This window comes from Pelomonas candidula (assembly GCF_043555985.1).
Classification (GTDB): Bacteria; Pseudomonadota; Gammaproteobacteria; order Burkholderiales; family Burkholderiaceae_C; genus Pelomonas; species Pelomonas candidula.
Window position 1 is genome coordinate 1 of record NZ_JBIGIC010000013.1, and the last position, 17,016, is coordinate 17,016.

The window sequence follows — 17,016 nt, forward strand, 5'->3', positions numbered from 1 at the left end:
GCGACGAGGCGGGCTGACCGAGCTCAGCGCTACAGTTGTCCACAGCCGGCGTCAGCCGATGCCGGCCCCAAGCCCTGGGTCAAAGTTCAATCGGCAGGGTGGGTCAAATTTAGATCGGCGCCAACACCCGGCTGCTCAAGCGGTACTCAGACAAGCAGGCGTACGAGGCGCGGGCCGTACGCTGGCATCTGGCGCAGGCACTAGCGATGAGAAGTGTCTTGATTTTTTGTGGGTGGATTTGTGGGTAGAGGTGCCCTACCACCTTGGAAGGCACGAAATTCCTAGGCCTTCAGCGGACGCCCTCTCCGCCAAGCACATGTGATCGGGCCCCATCGGGGCCCGTTTTACTTTGAGCGTCAGTTTGAGGCCCGACTGCCGATGCCATCACCTGCAGTTCACGCCCCGGAAAGCGCAATTCGTCGCTCTGCGCTGGTTTGACAGGTGCGCTTGCGGAACACTGACGAACATGCCTTGCCAGTCGCAAGGCCGGAGCTGGAAATGCGATCAAGCAAGGGATGGATAAGTCTGAGCCTCGCCGTCGGCCTGCTGGCTGGTGGATTGCCTGCGCAAGCAAGCGAGGTGGTCAAGTTGGCGCGACTCGTCGTCAGCGGCAAGCGATCCACCAGCGAGGCACCGCGGACCACCACGCCGGCAGAACCGCGCACATCACCTGGCCCGCAAGCGCAGAGCAGTGGCGGCAGCAACGACGACGCAGGCAATGCCCCCGCCCCATCGCGCGGCGTCTCCTGACGCAATCCACGATATTCGATTCGCGCAAAACAAAATGCGCCCAATCCGCAAGGGACTGGGCGCATTATCAATTTTGGCGGAGTGGACGGGGCTCGAACCCGCGACCCCCGGCGTGACAGGCCGGTATTCTAACCAACTGAACTACCACTCCACGTGGGATGAGATTTCGAATATTTTTCAATACTCGCAAGCCGCATCAAACTTGGCGTCCCCTAGGGGATTCGAACCCCTGTAATCACCGTGAAAGGGTGGTGTCCTAGGCCTCTAGACGAAGGGGACTGTAATTTTCAATTCTAAATCACGCTGACAACAAACTAAAGCCTGTTGGTGGAGGTAAGCGGGATCGAACCGCTGACCTCTTGCATGCCATGCAAGCGCTCTCCCAGCTGAGCTATACCCCCAAGGAGCGTGACTCAAAAACAAACGGCCAATAAATTGGCCGTTCGCTAATCGGGCGGACCCGATGAAATCCTTGGCGGAGTGGACGGGGCTCGAACCCGCGACCCCCGGCGTGACAGGCCGGTATTCTAACCAACTGAACTACCACTCCGCGTGGGATAAATTCAATATCGTCTTTCCACGATATTCGAGCTTATCAAACTCGCCCCATCTTGCGACAGGATTTTCAAATCCAGTCTTTCGACTAAATTTGGCGTCCCCTAGGGGATTCGAACCCCTGTAATCACCGTGAAAGGGTGGTGTCCTAGGCCTCTAGACGAAGGGGACTAATCCTTCACACTTGAACCGCGCGCCACCGAATAGAAACTATCTGGTGGAGGTAAGCGGGATCGAACCGCTGACCTCTTGCATGCCATGCAAGCGCTCTCCCAGCTGAGCTATACCCCCGTTGTTTCCAACTCATCTCGACTTTCGTCTTTGACTTCGTCGTTAACAGCGCTGTTCAAGCGAGACCAAGAGTATATGACGAATTTCAGACCGACTGCAAGCGTTCGAGAACTTTTTTCTGATCGAAGTGTTCGAGGACCGCATCCAGCGACGGAGTTTGCGCACGACCGCACACGATGACGCGCACCGGCACGGCCAGTTGCGGCATCTTCAAGCCGACGGCGGCCAGTGTTTCCTTCAAGGCCTGCTGGATGGCGGCCTTGTTCCATTCGGTCAGCGCTGCCAGGCGATCGGCGAGCGCCGCCACGGCCGGGCGCACGGCGTCGGTGACGTGCGCGGCCAGATCCTCCGCCGATGGCGAGACCGGTGCGAAATACATCGCCAGCCAGTCGGCCAACGCAGCCACCGTCGCGCAGCGGTCCTTGAACAGGCCCACCTTGGGCAGGACTTGCTCGACGGTCACTGCGATGCCCTTGGCCGCAAGTTGCTCCACGACGAGGCCAGCCAGCCGCGCCTCGTCGATCTGCTTTACGTAGTGCCCGTTGACCCAGTCCAGCTTGGCCGGGTCCCACTGGGCCGGGCTCTTGGACAGGTGCGAGCCATCGAACCAGCCGACCATCTGCTCGGCCGAGAACAGTTCATCGTCGCCATGGCTCCAGCCAAGGCGGGCCAAGTAGTTCAGCATGCCTTCGGGCAGGTAACCGTTGGCGGCGTAGTCCATCACGCTGACGGCGCCACGGCGCTTGGACAGCTTCAGGCCATCGTCGCCCAGGATGATGGGCAGGTGGCCGAAAGACGGCAGCGGCGCACCGAGCGCGTTGAAGATGTTGATCTGCCAGGGCGTGTTGTTGACGTGCTCGTCGCCGCGGAAGACGTGGCTGATGCGCATGTCCCAGTCGTCGACGACGACGGCGAAGTTGTAGGTCGGCACGCCGTCCGTGCGGGCGATGATGAGGTCGTCAATCTCGCGGTTGTTGATCGTGATCGGGCCCTTGACGACGTCGTCCCAGGTCACATCGCCTTCGATCGGATTGGCGAACCGCACCACGGGCTTCACACCCTCCGGCGGCGTCGGCAGCGTCTTGCCGGGCTCGGGGCGCCAGCGGCGGTCGTACAGCGTCTTCTCGCCGCGGGCCTTCTGGGCCTCGCGCATCTCAGTCAGCTCTTCGGGCGTCGCGTAGCAGCGGTAGGCCTTGCCTTCGGCGATGAGCTGGTCGATGACCGCCTGGTAACGGTCCAGGCGCTGCATCTGGTAGATCGGGCCCTCGTCGTAGCTGAGGCCCAGCCAGTTCATCGCGGCGATGATCTGGTCGACCGAGTCCTGCGTGGAACGGGCCACGTCGGTGTCCTCGATGCGCAGCACGAACTCGCCGCCGTGGTGGCGGGCGTAGGCCCATGAGTACAGCGCAGTGCGGGCAGTGCCCAGATGCAGGAAGCCGGTCGGCGACGGCGCGATGCGCGTGCGGACCTTGTCGAAATTGGAAGTCATCGGGTTGTCAGAGTGGAAAGGCCACGGAGCAGGTCGTCGGTGATGTCGTCGACGTGCTCGAGGCCGACAGCCAGGCGGATCAGGCCCTGGCCGATGCCCGCGACCTGACGCTGCGCCTCGCTGAGGCGGCCGTGCGAGGTGGTCGCGGGATGGGTGATGATGGTCTTGGTGTCGCCCAGGTTGGTGGCGATGGAAATGACACGCGTGCTGTCGATGACGTGGAAGGCGGCGGCGCGCGCCTCCTCGGGTGTGTTTCCCTTGACGTCGAAAGACAGCACCGCCCCGCCCTGCCCACTTTGCTGGCGCATCGCGAGGTCATGCTGCGGGTGGGAAGCGAGACCGGGGTAGTAGACGTTGTCGATCTCCGGCTGGGCCTGCAGCCACAGCGCGACCGCCAGCGCCTGTTCGCTTTGCGCCTTCATGCGCAGCGACAGCGTCTCCAGGCCTTTGAGCACGACCCAGGCGTTGAACGGCGACAACGTCATGCCGACCGTACGCAGCACAGGGCCGAAGACGTCGTGGATGAGCGCGGCTCGGCCACACAGCGCGCCGGCCATGACGCGGCCTTGGCCGTCCATGTACTTGGTCGCCGAGTGCATGACGATGTCCGCACCCAGCGCCGCAGGGCGCTGCAGCGCGGGCGTCGAGTAGGTGTTGTCGACGGCCAGCAGCGCGCCCGCATCATGCGCAAGATCAGCCAGCGCACGGATGTCGCAGATATCCGTCAGCGGGTTTGTCGGCGTCTCGGCAAAGAAGAGCTTGGTCGTCGGCCGGATCGCGGCGCGCCACTCGGCCACATCGGTCTGCGAGACGAACGTCGTCTCGACGCCGAACTTGCCGAACTCCTTGGCGAACAGGTTGATCGTCGAGCCGAACACCGAGCGCGAGCAGACGACGTGGTCACCTGCCTTCAGCAGGCCCAGGCACAGCAGCAGGATGGCGCTCATGCCGGTGGACGTCGCGATGGCGGCCTCGGTGCCCTCCAGCGCCGCCAGACGGGCTTCCAGGCTGCGCACGGTGGGGTTGCTGGTGCGCGAGTAGGTGAAGTCCTCGGAAGCCGAGAACTTGCGCGCCGACGTCTCGGCGTCCGGCTGCACGTAGGCCGTCGTCAGGAACAGCGCCTCGGAGTTCTCGCCGTGCTGGCTGGGCGCCAGCGCCGTGCGCACGGCCAGCGTCTCGGGGCGCAGGCCCTCGGGAAGCGTGGCGCGCGCGAGGCGCCGGGCGTCGTCGCTCACGGAGGTCAGCCTTCGTTGCGGCCCTGCAGCGCCAGGCGGCTGCGCGCGCCTGCGTCTTCCTCGTCACCTTGCGACGTGCGCTGCTCGCGGATGGCGGCGAAATCGGCCAGGCTGACGTCTCCCGTCACGTAGTGACCGTCAAAGCAGCTGGCCTCGAAGCCGGCAAGGCCCGGGCGCAGCGCGGCGACGACGCGCTTCATCGCATCCACGTCCTGATAAATCAGCGCGTCGGCACCGATGTACTGGCGCACTTCCTCGATGCTGCGGCCGTGGGCGATCAACTCCTCCTGCGTCGGCATGTCGATGCCGTAGACGTTGGGGAAGCGCACCGGCGGTGCGGCGGAGGCCAGGTAGACCTTGCGGGCGCCGGCGTCGCGGGCCATCTGCACGATCTCCTTGGACGTCGTACCGCGCACGATGGAGTCGTCCACCAGCAGCACGTTGCGGTTCTTGAACTCCACGCCGATGGCGTTGAGCTTCTGGCGCACGCTCTTCTTGCGCGCGCCTTGCCCCGGCATGATGAAGGTGCGGCCAACGTAGCGGTTCTTCACGAAGCCCTCGCGATAGGGCTTGCCGATACGGTGCGCCAGCTGCATGGCCGACGGACGGCTGCTCTCGGGGATGGGGATGACGACGTCGATCTCATTGGGCGGCATCGTGGAGATGACGCGCTGCGCCAGCGTCTCGCCCATGTTGAGCCGCGCCTGGTAGACGGAGATGCCATCCATGACCGAGTCCGGCCGCGCGAGGTAGACGAACTCGAACATGCAGGGGTTCAGCGTCGGGTGGTCGTTGCACTGCTCGGTGTGCAGCTTGCCGGTCAGGTCGACGAACAGCGCTTCACCGGGCGCCAGGTCGCGCTCCAGCTGATGGGCCGTGCCCTCCAGAGCGACGCTTTCGCTGGCGACCATGAAGTCACCGTTGCCCGAGCGGCCGAAGCACAGCGGGCGGATGCCGAACGGGTCGCGGAAGGCCAGCAGGCCGTAGCCGGCGATCAGCGCGATGACGGCGTAGCTGCCCTTGATGCGCTTCTGCACGGCGCGCACGGCGGCGAACACTTCCTTGGGCGTCAGCGGCAGGTCACGCGCGGCCAGCTCCAGCTCGTGGGCCAGCACGTTGATCAGCACCTCGGTGTCGCTCTCGGTGTTAATGTGGCGGCGGTCGATGTCGAACAGCTCGTCCTTCAGCGCGTGGGCGTTGGTCAGGTTGCCGTTGTGCACGAGCACGATGCCGAATGGCGCGTTGACATAGAAGGGCTGGGCCTCTTCCTCGCTGTAGGCGTTGCCGGCGGTCGGGTAGCGCACCTGGCCCAGGCCGATGTTGCCGGGCAGCGCGCGCATGTTGCGGGTGCGGAACACGTCACGCACCATGCCGCGGGCCTTGTGCATGAAGCACTTGGGGCCCTGCATCGTGACGATGCCGGCAGCGTCCTGACCGCGGTGCTGCAGCAGCAGCAGCGCGTCATAGAGAAGCTGGTTGACGGGAGAGGCAGCGAGGGTGCCGACGATGCCGCACATGGCGAGGGTCCTTAATCAGTCGAATCCGCCACAGATGGGGTCATCGAGCGGGAAACAAAACGGGCAACGGGTTCGGGCAGCAGCGGCGCGGCGTCGCGCAGCACGCCGGCCAGCACGGGCGCGGCGCGCGAGGCCTGCCAAGTGGACGTTTCAGCCAGCGGCGAAGCGCCGATGACCAGCACCAGCAACAGCGCGATGAAGACGCCGCGCAGCGCACCGAAGCCGGCGCCGCCGAGGCGGTCCACGACCGACAGCGGCGTGGCGTGGATCAACGTCTTGACCAGGCGCGACGCCAGGCTCCAGACGATGAGGACGAAGAAGAAGGCGATGGCCAGCGAGACGACATGGACGACGGCTGGGCCGAACTTGCCTTCAGGCAGGAAACTCTCGACGACGGGCGCCAGCGGTGACGCGGCGAAATAGGCCACCACCCAGCCGGCCAGCGACATCACCTCGAAGACCAGGCCGCGCCACAGGCCGATGCCGACCGACAGCAGCAGCAGCGCCGCCAGTGCGAGATCAACCCAGCTCAGCTCGACGTCCATGGGCCTGCCGTCAGAGAGTCAGGATGGCGCCGGGCAGGCCGGCGCCTTTGAGCTTGGCGGAGGCCCGCTCGGCCTCGTCGCGGCTGGCGAACGGGCCCAGGCGCACGCGGATGCGCTTGCCATCGGCCGTGTCGACGGCCTGGGCATAGGTCTTGAGGCCCAGCTTCTCGACCTTGCCCCGCACTTCCTGCGCGGCCTTGTTCTCACCGTAGGCACCAACCTGCACGATGTAGCGGGTAGCGGCTGCGGGCGCCGGCTCCTTGCCGTCCAGCAGCGCCTGGGCACGGGCACCGTCGGCGGCGGTCTTGGGCTTGTCTACCGGTTTGTCTGCCGGCTTCTCGGCGAGCTTGACCGGCGGCTTCTCGACCGGCCTTTCAGCGGGTTTCGCGACCGGTTTCTCGACCGGCTTTTCCGCGATCTTCTCGACGGGCTTCTCGGCAGGCTGTTCGACCGGTTTTTCAGTCGGCTTCTCGGCCACCTTGGGGTCGACCGGCAGCTCTGCTGCCGGGGTGGTCGAAGCCGGCGCAGGCAGCGGCTCGGCCTGACTCAGCGGCTCACGCGTCGGCACGGTCAGCGGCGGCGCGGTCTCCTTGCGCGGAATCTCGATCGGCAGGTCCACCGGGATAGGTCGTGGCTGCGTCTCGAAAATCAGCGGGAAGCCGACGACACCGGCGGCCACCAGCACGGCAGCGCCGATGAGGCGGCGGCGGGCGCGCACGCGCAGCACCTGCACATCGTCGGCCGCACTGACCTTGGCGCCGGACTTTCCGGCCGACTTCTTGGGCGCCGCCGCAGTGGCGGCGTCATCGCGCTTGAGGAAGGAAAACAGGCCCATCGGCGGCGGCTAGCTCAGTGGAGGGTGGGAGGCTGCGGCACGGTCGCGCCGGCGGTCACGCGCGGGATGCCCTGCTGCAACACGCCCCCCACGGTGTAGAAGGAACCGAAGACCAGGATTCTATCGGCCGTGGTCGCCCCAGCCGCCGCCGCGTGCAGCGCGTCCAGCGGGTTGGCGTGCGTATGCGTCTCGACGCCCGGCGGCGTCTTCAGGCCGGCTGCCAGGAAGGCGGTCTGCAGCTGCTCGGCGCTTGCGGCACGCGGCAGCGGCAGATCGGTGAAATGCCACACGTCCACCAGCGGCGCGATGCGCGCCAGGATGCCGCCCAGATCCTTGTCCGCCATCGCGCCGAAGACGGCGTGCGTGCGCGGGAAGAAGCCCATCTGGTCGAGGTTCTGCGCCAGCGCAGCGACGGCATGCGGGTTGTGCGCCACGTCCAGCACGACGGCCGGCTGGCCGGCCAGCACCTGGAAGCGGCCGGGCAACTCGACCAGGGCCAGGCCGGTGCGCACAGCCTGGGCGCTGATCGGCAGACGGTCGGCCAGCGCCTCGAAGGCCGCCAGCACGCCAGAGGCGTTCAGCAACTGGTTCACGCCCCGCAGCGCCGGGTAGGACATGCCGGAGAAGCGCTTGCCGCGACCGGCCCATTGCCATTGCGTGCGGTCGCCGCTGAAGGTGAAGTCCTTGCCCAACTGGCGCAGGTCGGCACCAACCTCCAGCGCGCGCTCGGCCAGCGAGGCTGGCGGCACGGGGTCGCTGACGACGACGGGACGGCCTGTGCGCATGATGCCAGCCTTCTCGCGGCCGACGCTGTCGCGGTCGGTGCCGAGGAATTCGGTGTGATCCAGGTCGATGCTGGTGATGACGGCGCAGTCGGCGTCGATGACGTTGACCGCGTCCAGCCGGCCGCCCAGGCCGACTTCGAGGATGACGAGATCCAGCTGCTCGTGCTGCAGCCGCCGCATGATGGCCAGCGTCGTGAACTCGAAGTAGGTCAGCGTGATGTCGCCACGCGCGGCTTCGACGGCCTCGAAGTGCGGCTCCAGCGACTCGGCCGCGACCGGCGCGCCGCCGACGCGGCAGCGCTCCTGGAAATGCACGAGGTGGGGCTTGATGTAGAGGCCGACACGGTAGCCGGCATGCAACGCGATGGACTCCAGCATCGCGCAGGTCGAGCCCTTGCCGTTGGTGCCGGCGACGACGACGGTCGGACAGTCGAAGGCGATGCCGAGGCGCTCCTTCACGACCCTGACGCGATCCAGCGTCATGTCGATGGTCTTGGGGTGCAGGCGCTCGCAGTGGGCGAGCCAGTCATCAAGCGTCATGGCGGATCGGGCTGATTGCGCGGTTCACGCGTGAAAGCCATCAAAAAACAAAGCCAGGCACGCGGCCTGGCTTGGGGCTACAGGGACGACGTTCAGGCGACGGCGTCCGCGCTCTGGCGCTGGAGCATGGCGAGCTGGCGGGCGATGGTCTCGCGCAGCTGGCGGCGGTCCACGATCATGTCGACAGCGCCCTTCTCCATCAGGAACTCGGCGCGCTGGAAGCCCGGGGGCAGCTTCTCGCGTACGGTGTTCTCGATGACGCGCGGGCCGGCAAAGCCGATCAGCGCCTTGGGCTCGGCCAGCACGATGTCGCCCACGAAGGCGAACGAGGCCGACACGCCCCCCATCGTCGGGTCGGTCAGCACGCTGATGTAGGGCAGCTTGGCCTTGGCCAGACGGGTCAGCGACGCGTTGGTCTTGGCCATCTGCATCAGGCTCAGCAGGCCTTCCTGCATCCGCGCGCCGCCGGTGGCGGTGAAGCAGATGAAGGGCGTCTTCTGCTCGATAGCCGTCTCGACGCCGCGCACGAAACGCTCGCCGACAACGGAGCCCATGGAGCCGCCCATGAAGTCGAACTCGAAGCAGGCCGCGACGACGGGAACGCTCATCACGGCGCCGCCGATGACCACCAGCGCATCGGTCTCACCGGTGGATTCCAGCGCTTCCTTCAGGCGGTCGGGGTACTTCTTGCTGTCCTTGAACTTCAGCGCGTCGACTGGCAGGACTTCCTGGCCGATTTCGTAGCGGCCTTCAGCGTCCAGGAACGCATCCAGGCGCGGCCGCGCGCCGATGCGGTGGTGGTGCGAGCACTTGGGGCAGACGTTGATGTTCTGCTCCAGGTCGGTCTTGTAGAGCACCGTCTCGCAGCTCGGGCACTTGATCCACAGGCCCTCGGGGACCGTGCGGCGGTCGGCGGGATCGCCTTGCTGGATCTTGGGCGGGAGAAGTTTGTCGAGCCAACTCATGCGTCAGTCCTTCTTGTCGAGTGCGGCGCGGATTTCACGGATGAACGCGGCGCCGGTAGAGGCGACATTATCGGCCGGCTGGCGCTCCAGCAGTTCGACCAGCTTGGAGCCGATGACAACCGCGTCCGAAACGTCGGCCACGGCGCGCGCCGTCGCACCGTCACGGATACCGAAACCGACGCCCACCGGCGTGCTGACATGCTGGCGGATTCGGGGGACAGCTTCGGCGACAGCAGCGGTGTTGAGGTGGCCGGCGCCGGTCACACCCTTCAACGACACGTAGTAGACATAGCCGCTGGCCAACCTGCCGACCTGGGCCATGCGCGCCTCGGTGGACGTAGGCGCCAGCAGGAAGATCGCGTCCATGTTCGCGGCGCGCAGCTTGGCGGCGAAGTCTTCGCACTCCTCGGGCGGATAGTCGACGATCAGCACGCCATCGACACCTGCAGCGGCCGCGTCAGCCACGAAGGTGTCCAGGCCGTAGTGCTCGACCGGGTTGGCATAGCCCATCAGCACCAGCGGCGTCGTGTCGTTGCGGGCGCGGAACTCGCGCACATAGGCGAGCACCTTGCGCAGCCCGATGCCGTGCTTCAGCGCGCGCTCACCGGCCCGCTGGATGACGGGGCCGTCGGCCATCGGGTCGGAGAACGGCACGCCCAGCTCGATGACGTCGGCACCGGCCTCGGCCATGGCCAGCAGCAGATCGACGGTGACGCCCGGGTGCGGGTCACCGGCGGTGACGAAGGGGATCAGCGCCTTGCGGCCTTGCGCTTGAAGCGCGTCAAACGTGGTCTTGATGCGGCTCATTGCTTCACCTTCTCACCCGCCTGGGACGGACGATCGAAATACGCAGCGCCGGACAGGTCGGCCACGGTGCCGATGTCCTTGTCGCCACGGCCGGAGAGGTTCACGAGCAAGACCTTGTCCTGGGAAAGCGTCGGCGCGAGCTTGATGGCATGCGCGACGGCGTGGCTGGATTCGAGGGCGGGGATGATGCCCTCCGTGCGGCACAGGCGGTGGAACGCAGCGAGCGCCTCGGCATCAGTGACGCCGACGTACTCGGCACGGCCGATGTCCTTCAGATGCGCGTGCTCGGGGCCGACGCCGGGGTAGTCCAGGCCGGCGGAGATCGAGTGCGTCTCGATGATCTGGCCGTCCTCGTCCTGCAGCAGGTAGGTGCGGTTGCCATGCAGCACGCCGGGGCTGCCGGCGGTCAGCGTGGCCGCGTGCTTGCCGCTGGCAACGCCCTGCCCTTCGGCTTCGACACCGATCAGGCGCACGTTCTCGTGCGGGATGTAGGGGTGGAAGATGCCGATCGCGTTGGACCCACCGCCCACGCAGGCAATGACGGCGTCTGGCTGACGGCCGGTCATCTCGGGCATCTGCTCCAGGCACTCCAGGCCGATGATGCGCTGGAAGTCGCGCACCATCATCGGGTAGGGGTGCGGGCCGGCCACGGTGCCGATGATGTAGAAGGTGTTCTCGACGTTGGTGACCCAGTCACGCATCGCCTCGTTGAGCGCGTCCTTCAGCGTCTTGCTGCCGCTCTCCACGGGCACGACGGTCGCGCCGAGCAATTTCATGCGGTAGACGTTGGGCGACTGGCGCTTCACGTCCTCGCTGCCCATGTAGACCACGCATTCCAGGCCGTAGCGCGCGCAGATCGTCGCCGTGGCCACGCCGTGTTGGCCGGCCCCGGTCTCGGCGATGACCCGCGGCTTGCCCATGCGCTTGGCCAGCAGCGCCTGGCCGATGACGTTGTTGATCTTGTGCGCACCGGTGTGGTTCAGGTCTTCGCGCTTCAGGTAGACCTGCGCGCCGCCGAGCTCACGGCTCAGGCGGTCGGCGTGGTAGATCGGGCTGGGGCGGCCGACGAAGTGCTTCAGCTCCTTCTTGTACTCGGCCAGGAACTCCGGATCGTTCTGGTAGTGCGCGTAGGCGTCCTTCAACTGGTCCAGCGCGTGGACAAGGGTCTCGGAGACGAAGCTGCCGCCGTACGTCGGCGTGCCCGCATGGCGGAAATGCCCGGTGGCATCGGGCTGGTTGTACTCAAACATGGGTTTCCTCGGTCAGGTCAGTCCTGCATCGGCGCGCTTCACGGCACGGCAGAACTCATGGATCAGGTCGGCGCTCTTGATGCCCTTGGACACCTCGACGCCGGAACTCACATCAACGGCCCAGGGCCGCACCTGCGCGATGCCATCGACGACGTTTGCTGCATTCAACCCACCAGACAAAACGAGGCGAGAGCTGACGCTTGGAGGAATGAGTGACCAATCGAAGACCTTGCCGCCACCGCCATAGCCGTCGACATGGGCGTCGAGCAGCAAGGCCTGGGCGTTGGGAAATTGAGTGGCGAAGTCTAGCAAATCGACCCCCGGCGCCATGCGGGCGGCGCGCAGGTAGGGCCGGTTGACGCGGTCGCAGTCGGCCGGCGTTTCATCGCCGTGGAACTGCACGAGCATGTTGGGCAGCGCGTCGAAGCCGGCTTGCAGTTCGGCGTCCGTCGCATTGACGAACAAGCCGACCGGCGTGACGAACGGCGGCAGCAGCTTCGCTAGCGCCCTCGCCCGCTCAGGCGTCACGGCGCGCGGACTCTTGGCATAAAAGACGAAGCCGATGGCGTCGGCACCAGCCGAGACTGCGGCCTCGACGTCGGCCTCACGGGTCAGGCCACAGATCTTGATTCGTGTCATGGGAGCCAGGTCAGTGCCGCGACGTCGCGCGGGATGTCGAGTTCGGCATCGTAGATCGGGCCGAGGAAATAGAGCCCGTCGGGGGCAAAGGTCGGCGCAGCCACCTTGCGGTCGCGCGCGGCCAGCACGTCGCTGACCCAGTCCGCCGAACGCGTGCCGCTGCCCACAGCCAGGATGCAGCCCATCAGGTTGCGCACCATGTGGTGCAGGAAGGCGCTGGCCTCGAACTCGAAGCGCCAGTAGGCGCCGCGACGCTGCACGGTGATCTCGCGCAGCGTCTTCACCGGCGACGCGGCCTGGCATTCGGAGGAGCGGAAGGACGAGAAGTCGTGCTCGCCGATCAGCCGCTCAGCGGCGGCCTCCAGCGCGGCCTGATCCAGCGGGCGAAAGATCCAGCCGCACTGCCCCGACTCGATGGCCGGCCGCACGGCCGACTCCAGCAGCAAGTAGGCGTAGCGCCTGCCACGCGCCGAGTTGCGCGCATGGAAGGCATCGCCAGGAAATCGACACCACTGGATGGCGATATCTGGCGGCAGGTAACGGTTGCTGCCGCGTACCCACGAGAACGGCTCACGGTCGACATCGGTGTCGAAATGGATGACCTGGTTGATGCCGTGCACGCCGGTGTCGGTCCGGCCCGCGCAGATCGTGCGGATGGGCTGGGCGGCGAACGCGGACAGGCCTTTCTCCAACGCGTCCTGCACGGTGCGGCCGTTCGGCTGGCTCTGCCAGCCGTTGTAGCCGCCACCGCGGTAGCTCACGCCAAGTGCAACTCTCATCGGACCTCAAAAGAAAACGCCCGGCCAGGCCGGGCGTTGAAGTATCGCGGCAGTGCTTTACCGCAGTTCGTTCAGCATCGCCTGCGCGCGGTCACGCAGCGAGCCGCTGGCGCGCTGGATCAGTTCCTGCAGCACCTCGCGGGCACCTTCGGTGTCACCGATCTGGCGGAACTCGTCGGCCAGCTCCAACTGGCGAACCAGCGGATCGCCATCGTCGTCGCCCAGTGCATGCAAGGCGTCAGCCAGATGGTCGGGATTGGTCTCGCCGGGCTGCGTGGGCTCGCCGAGATCGAAGTCCAACTCGTTCGGTGCAGTCGCAGGCGTGGCCGTCGGGCTGGGCGTCAGGCCGCCCATGCCGCTGAGGTCGAAGCTCAGGTCCGGCGCGGGCGGCGCGGTGCGCGTACCGCGAGCGGAGATGTCGAAGTCCATCGTCATCGGCGCATGTTCGACCGAGGCAGGCATGGCCTGCGTCGCGGCCATGGCCGTCGGCGAGACAGGTTCGGGGGCATCGAGGTCCAGGTCCAGCGCCAGGTCGAAGCCGCTGACAGGTCCAGTGTCCGGGCCGCCACGGGTCATCGAATCGGTTCCCAGATGAGCCGCGGCAGCCTGCGCGCCGGTTGGCAGCGCCATCTGCGGCAGCGTGCTGGCGTTCATCGGCTCAGGGCGCAGCTCAGGGCCATCCTCACTCAGTGCAGGCGCACCGCCGGGCTGGTAGAGCGGATTGTCCGGATCGATGCCACGGCCCAGTTCCTGCGCCTTGGCCCAGTCCTCGCCGGAGCCCTTGGTCTCGGCGAACAGTTGCACGGCCAGTTGCTCGAAGCCCTTGGTGTCGCGGCGCTTGGCATAGACCTCCAGCAGCTTCAGGCGGATGGCCAGGCGTGTCGGGTTGGCCCGCAGAGCTTCCTTGAGGATTTCCTCGGCCTGCAGATCGCGGCCGTAGGCCAGGTAGACGTCGGCCTCGGCGACCGGGTCCACGTCGCCAATGGCATCGAGCTGGCTCAGCGAGTAGCTCATCGACGACTGGCCGCTGTTCTGCGCGTCGCGCGTATCGACGCGCTGGCCACCGGTGCCGCCGAAGAACGAGTCGGGCTGCAGGCGGCTTTCGTGGAAGCCGGTCTCCGCCGCGTTGGCCGGGCGGCGCGAACGCAGGCGATAGAGGCCGAGGCCACCCAGCACGGCGACGAGAACACCGGCCAGCGGCAGCACGATGGGGCTGTCGAGCAACTGCTCGATGAAGCCCGGCGGCTCGGCAGCCGGCGGCGGAGCCAGCGGTGCGCTGGCGCGCGGTTGCGGCTTGGATGCCGCGGCGCTGGCTGCAGCAACGGCCGAGGCCGGCTCGACGGCCGGGACGACCGGCGCAGTGGGCAGCGCCGCAGCGACTGGCGCCGGTGCGGGCTCAAGCGCTGCGGAGGCCACCGGCGCGGGAGGCTTGCCCGCGGCGTTGGAGAGCTTCTTCAGTTCCTCGACGTTGCGCGTGAGTTCGGCAACGCGGGCAGCCGCGTCCTTCTTCTCAGTCTCCTTGGACAGCTTGGCCTCGCTGGCGCTGGATGCGCTGCCAGCCTTGCTGAGCGTGAGCTTGTCAGGCGTCGGCGCGGCCGCAGGCTTGCGATCCTCGACGGCCGCCTGCACCTGCCCCTTGGACTGGCGCTCGCTCTCGGTGCTCTGCAGCGTCGGCGCAGCCGAAGCAAGACGCTGGCGATAGGCGGAGAAGTCTGCGCTCTGGGCCAGGATGATCTGGCGCGCCTCGCTCGTGGAGATAGCTGCCAGGGCTTCGCTGGCGGGCACCTGCAACGTCGAGCCGGCCTTGAGCCGGTTCATGTTGCCGTCGATGAAGGCGTCGGGGTTGTTGCGGAACAGGCCGACCAGCATCTGATCCAGCGAGATGCCACTGACTTGCGTACGGCCCGCAACCTTGGACAGCGAGTCACCAGGTTGTACTCGGTACTCGGACCCAGCCACCACGGGCGGGCGCACGGCCACCGGCGCCGGCGCAGCGGCAGGCGGGCGGGCCACCGCGATCGGTGCCGGCGCAATGCGCGGCAGGGCCGTCGTCGTGGACGGTGCCGGCGCGGGCACGGCCTCGCTGGAGGCCGCCGGTGCCGCGGCGATAGCTGGCGGCGCGGTGATGACGGGGGCGGGCTTGGGGAGGCTCGGCGGGTCGAACAGCAGCGTGTATTCGCGCACCAGGCGGCCGGTGGACCAGGTCAGCTCCAGGATGACATCGACGAAGGGCTCCTGCACCGCGCGATCGCTGCTGACTCGCAGCACCGTGCGGCTGCCCTGGCGCAGGACCTGGACCTGGGCCGAGCTCAGCACGGCGTTGTAGTCCACGCCGGTCGCACGGTAGGCATCGGGCGGCGCGACACGCACCTTGAGCGTCGCTGCTTCTTCCGGCGTCAGGCTGGTGACGTCGATCTCGGCCCTCATGGTCTCGCCGAGCGCCGACTGCACGTTCAGCTTGCCCAGCCCCAGCGCCTGCGCGCCACCGGCGGCCACGAGCAGCGCAGCGGCCAGCGCGAGGTGATGGCGGGCGAACCCTGCCGGGCGGACTCCCCCGAATGCGTCGCGGATGTGGTCTTTCAAGGCATTCCCCAAAGCAACAAGGCGGGGCAATGGGGCCCCGCCTGTCTCGATCTTCAGCACGCGCTGCACGAACCTGGTCTGAAAACTGGTTTGCACGTTATGGCCGGCGTCGAGTTTCGAATCAAAAACACAACAGCATCAAGCATATACGCGGAAATGCTCAAGGGGTACCTGATGTGTCGCTTGGTTTCAATATCGACGCCAGGGTGAACCCTAGGTCCAAGCGTAAAAGACCGTAAGCAAAACAGGCCCCGAAGGGCCTGTTCTCAGTTCAGATCAGCGGTCCAGCAGGATGCGCAGCATGCGGCGCAGCGGCTCGGCCGCGCCCCACAGCAGCTGGTCGCCGATGGTGAAGGCGCCAACGTACTCGGGGCCCATCGCCAGCTTGCGCACACGCCCCACGGGAATGGTCATCGTGCCGGTGACGGCCACGGGCGTCAGGTGCTTGAGCGTCTCTTCGCGCGTGTTGGGCACGTACTGCACCCACTCGTTGTCGGCGCGGATCATGGCTTCGATGTCGGCCAGCGGCACATCCTTCTTCAGCTTGAAGGTCAGGGCCTGGCTGTGGCAGCGCATCGCACCGACGCGCACGCAGAAGCCGTCAACGGGGATGCCGTCGGAGCCGAGGATCTTGTTGGTCTCGGCCATGCCCTTCCACTCTTCCTTGGATTGGCCGTTGCCGAGGTCCTTGTCGATCCACGGGATCAGCGAGCCGCCCAGCGGCACGCCGAAGTTGGCGGTCTCGTCGGCGGACAGCGAACGCTGCTTGGCGATGACCTGGCGGTCGATCTCGAGGATGGCACTCTTGGGGTCGTCCAGCAGCGGCTTGACGGCGGCGTTCAGCGTGCCGTACTGCGTCAGCAGTTCGCGCATGTGCTGGGCGCCACCGCCGGAAGCGGCCTGGTAGGTCTGCGTGGACATCCACTCGACGAGGCCGGCCTTGTACAGCGCGCCCACGCCCATCAGCATGCAGCTGACGGTGCAGTTGCCGCCGACCCAGTTCTTGCCACCGGCCGCCAGCGCGTTCTTGATGACGGGCATGTTGACCGGGTCGAGCACGATGACGGCGTCATCGTTCATGCGCAGCGAAGAAGCGGCATCGATCCAGTGCCCCGTCCAACCGACGGCACGCAGCTTGGGGAAGACTTCGTTGGTGTAGTCGCCGCCCTGGGCGGTGATGATGATGTCGCAGCGCTTGAGCTGGTCGATGTCGAACGCGTTCTGCAGCTTCGTCTCGTTCTTCGCCTGCGCAGGGGCATTGCCACCGGCGTTGGAGGTCGAGAAGAACAGCGGCTCGATCAGGTCGAAATCTGCTTCAGCGGTCATGCGGTCCATCAGGACCGAGCCCACCATGCCACGCCAGCCTACGAGGCCTACCAAGGTCGTCATCATCAAATCCTTTGTCTAACGGTCACCAAACCCCATCCACTTTGGGCCCCGGCTCGTTCGCC

At 66.5% G+C, this 17,016-nt stretch carries 13 protein-coding genes and 6 tRNA genes; all 19 read right to left on the minus strand.

Going from position 1 to position 17,016, the window contains the following annotated elements; translation table 11 throughout:
• Positions 1–824: 824 nt before the first annotated feature.
• Positions 825–901, minus strand: a tRNA-Asp gene (locus tag ACG04R_RS22235).
• A 52-nt stretch (positions 902–953) separates the two neighbouring features.
• A tRNA-Glu gene (locus tag ACG04R_RS22240) sits at positions 954–1,029 on the minus strand.
• Positions 1,030–1,075: 46 nt separating this feature from the next.
• A tRNA-Ala gene (locus ACG04R_RS22245) sits at positions 1,076–1,151 on the minus strand.
• 72 nt (positions 1,152–1,223) lie between these two features.
• Positions 1,224–1,300, minus strand: a tRNA-Asp gene (locus tag ACG04R_RS22250).
• 100 nt (positions 1,301–1,400) lie between these two features.
• Positions 1,401–1,476, minus strand: a tRNA-Glu gene (locus ACG04R_RS22255).
• Positions 1,477–1,520: 44 nt separating this feature from the next.
• A tRNA-Ala gene (locus ACG04R_RS22260) sits at positions 1,521–1,596 on the minus strand.
• An 85-nt stretch (positions 1,597–1,681) separates the two neighbouring features.
• Complete coding sequence (gene gltX / locus ACG04R_RS22265) at positions 1,682–3,085, minus strand: glutamate--tRNA ligase (RefSeq protein WP_394415819.1); 1,404 nt, start codon at positions 3,083–3,085, stop codon at positions 1,682–1,684.
• The gene (locus tag ACG04R_RS22270) at positions 3,082–4,320 is read right to left on the minus strand and encodes an O-succinylhomoserine sulfhydrylase (protein WP_394415820.1); all 1,239 of its coding nucleotides are present in this window, start codon (positions 4,318–4,320) and stop codon (positions 3,082–3,084) included. The genes gltX and ACG04R_RS22270 overlap by 4 nt, the downstream gene beginning before the upstream one ends.
• A gap of 5 nt (positions 4,321–4,325) precedes the next feature.
• Positions 4,326–5,837 (minus strand): amidophosphoribosyltransferase, encoded by a 1,512-nt coding sequence (gene purF / locus ACG04R_RS22275; RefSeq protein ID WP_394415821.1) that lies wholly within the window; start codon positions 5,835–5,837, stop codon positions 4,326–4,328.
• Between the two features lie 11 nt (positions 5,838–5,848).
• On the minus strand, positions 5,849–6,382 hold the full coding sequence (locus tag ACG04R_RS22280; protein WP_394415822.1) for a CvpA family protein: 534 nt from the start codon (positions 6,380–6,382) through the stop codon (positions 5,849–5,851).
• A gap of 10 nt (positions 6,383–6,392) precedes the next feature.
• Complete coding sequence (locus ACG04R_RS22285) at positions 6,393–7,217, minus strand: SPOR domain-containing protein (RefSeq protein ID WP_394415823.1); 825 nt, start codon at positions 7,215–7,217, stop codon at positions 6,393–6,395.
• Positions 7,218–7,231: 14 nt separating this feature from the next.
• Positions 7,232–8,542 (minus strand): bifunctional tetrahydrofolate synthase/dihydrofolate synthase, encoded by a 1,311-nt coding sequence (folC, locus tag ACG04R_RS22290; protein WP_394415824.1) that lies wholly within the window; start codon positions 8,540–8,542, stop codon positions 7,232–7,234.
• Positions 8,543–8,634: 92 nt separating this feature from the next.
• Positions 8,635–9,507 carry an acetyl-CoA carboxylase, carboxyltransferase subunit beta gene (gene accD, locus ACG04R_RS22295; RefSeq protein ID WP_394415825.1) on the minus strand — a complete coding sequence of 291 codons (873 nt, stop codon included), beginning with the start codon at positions 9,505–9,507 and terminating at the stop codon, positions 8,635–8,637.
• 3 nt (positions 9,508–9,510) lie between these two features.
• Positions 9,511–10,314 (minus strand): tryptophan synthase subunit alpha, encoded by an 804-nt coding sequence (trpA, locus tag ACG04R_RS22300; RefSeq protein WP_394415826.1) that lies wholly within the window; start codon positions 10,312–10,314, stop codon positions 9,511–9,513.
• A complete protein-coding gene (gene trpB / locus ACG04R_RS22305; protein ID WP_394415827.1) occupies positions 10,311–11,564 on the minus strand; it encodes a tryptophan synthase subunit beta in 1,254 nt (417 codons plus the stop codon). Before trpB ends, trpA begins: the two co-directional genes overlap by 4 nt.
• A 12-nt stretch (positions 11,565–11,576) precedes the next feature.
• Positions 11,577–12,203 (minus strand): phosphoribosylanthranilate isomerase, encoded by a 627-nt coding sequence (locus ACG04R_RS22310; RefSeq protein WP_394415828.1) that lies wholly within the window; start codon positions 12,201–12,203, stop codon positions 11,577–11,579.
• Positions 12,200–12,982 (minus strand): tRNA pseudouridine(38-40) synthase TruA, encoded by a 783-nt coding sequence (gene truA / locus ACG04R_RS22315; protein WP_394415829.1) that lies wholly within the window; start codon positions 12,980–12,982, stop codon positions 12,200–12,202. Before truA ends, ACG04R_RS22310 begins: the two co-directional genes overlap by 4 nt.
• 57 nt (positions 12,983–13,039) lie before the next feature.
• Entirely contained in the window at positions 13,040–15,565 is a 2,526-nt protein-coding gene (locus ACG04R_RS22320; RefSeq protein WP_394415830.1) for a motility hub landmark protein FimV, read from the minus strand.
• Between the two features lie 276 nt (positions 15,566–15,841).
• Positions 15,842–16,954: an aspartate-semialdehyde dehydrogenase gene (asd, locus tag ACG04R_RS22325; protein WP_394415831.1), complete on the minus strand. Its 1,113-nt coding sequence runs from the start codon at positions 16,952–16,954 to the stop codon at positions 15,842–15,844.
• Positions 16,955–17,016 lie beyond the last annotated feature (62 nt).